The organism is Petrotoga sp. 8T1HF07.NaAc.6.1 (assembly GCF_016772115.1).
GTDB lineage: Bacteria > Thermotogota > Thermotogae > Petrotogales > Petrotogaceae > Petrotoga > Petrotoga mobilis.
Genome location: NZ_AUPG01000035.1, coordinates 1 through 1,591 on the forward strand (window position 1 = coordinate 1; position 1,591 = coordinate 1,591).

1 rRNA gene is annotated in these 1,591 nt (G+C 53.4%); it reads right to left on the minus strand.

The features are described 5' to 3' along the window. Positions 1–50: 50 nt before the first annotated feature. A 16S ribosomal RNA gene (locus NAAC61_RS10455) occupies positions 51–1,561 on the minus strand. Positions 1,562–1,591: the final 30 nt, after the last annotated feature.

Here is a 1,591-nt window from a genome sequence, read left to right on the forward strand (position 1 = left end):
ACTCTCTCAAAAGTAGATAGAGGAGGTAGAAACTCTTAAATTCTCCTTAGAAAGGAGGTGATCCAGGCGCACCTTCCGGTACACCTACCTTGTTACGACTTCGCCCCCCTCGCTAAGCCCACCTTCAACAGTACCTACCGTACTGCCTTCAGGTGTTCCCAACTCGGGTGGCGTGACGGGCGGTGTGTACAAGGCCCGGGAACGTATTCACCGCAGTTTGGCTGACCTGCGATTACTAGCGATTCCAGCTTCATGTAGGCGGGTTTCAGCCTACAATCCATATTACGGAGAGTTTTTCCGGATCCGCTCCACCTTCCGGCTTCGCTTCCCTTTGTCCTCCCCATTGTAGCACGTGTGTCGCCCAGAGTATAAGGGGCACGCTTATCTGACGTCATCCCCTCCTTCCTCCGCCTCGTCGGCGGCTGTCCAATTAGTGTCCCCAACTTTACTTGCTGGTAACTAATTGTAGGGGTTGCGCTCGTTGTGGGACTTAACCCAACACCTCACGGCACGAGCTGACGACGACCGTGCACCACCTGTGTAACCTCCTGCCTTGCGGCAGGCCAGTAGATTTCTCTACCTTCAGTTACATGTCAATCCCTGGTAAGGTTCTTCGGTTAGCTTCGAATTAAACCACATGCTCCACCGCTTGTGCGGACCCCCGTCAATTCCTTTGAGTTTCATCCTTGCGGACGTACTCCCCAGGTGGCTCACTTAGCGCGTTCGCTTCAGCACAGAGAGTCTTTCGCTCCCTACACCTAGTGAGCATCGTTTACAGCCAGGACTACCCGGGTATCTAATCCGGTTCGCTCCCCTGGCTTTCGGACCTCAGCGTCAGCTGTAGCCCAGTAGACCAACTTCTTCACCGGCGTTCTTACCTGTATCTGCGGATTTCACCCCTACTCAGGTAATTCCGTCTACCTCTGCTACGCCCAAGATGATCAGTTTCATCCGCAAGCCAATCGTTGAGCAATCTTTTCACAGATGACTTGATCACCCGCCTACGTCCCCTTTACACCCAGTAATTCCGGGCAACGCTCGCCCCCTACGTCTTACCGCGGCTGCTGGCACGTAGTTAGCCGGGACTTTTCCTAATCTACCTTCTTCTGTAGTGTGTCCACTACCCTTTTATTCGATTAGTTCAGAAGTTTACATCCCGAGGGACTTCTTCCTTCACGCGGCGTCGCTGGATCAGGCTTTCGCCCATTGTCCAAGATTCCCCACTGCTGCCTCCCGTAGGAGTAGGGCCCGTGTCTCAGTGCCCTTGTGACCGTCCATGCTCTCACACCGGTTATCCGTCATAGGCTTGGTAAGCCTTTACCTCACCAACTACCTGATGGATAGTAGGTCCATCCTAAGGCTGTCTACCACTTTCCCCTCTCGGGCTTATCAGAGTTTACCTACCGTTTCCAGTAGCTATCTCTGTCCTCGGGTAGGTCCCTACCTTTTACTCACCCGTTCGCCACTGGTTATATCTCCGAAGATCTATAACCCGTCCGACTTGCATGTGTTACGCACGCCGCCAGCGTTAACCCTGAGCCAGGATCAAACCCTTCATCCTATACTCTTGGGCCTCCTCTATCTACTTTTC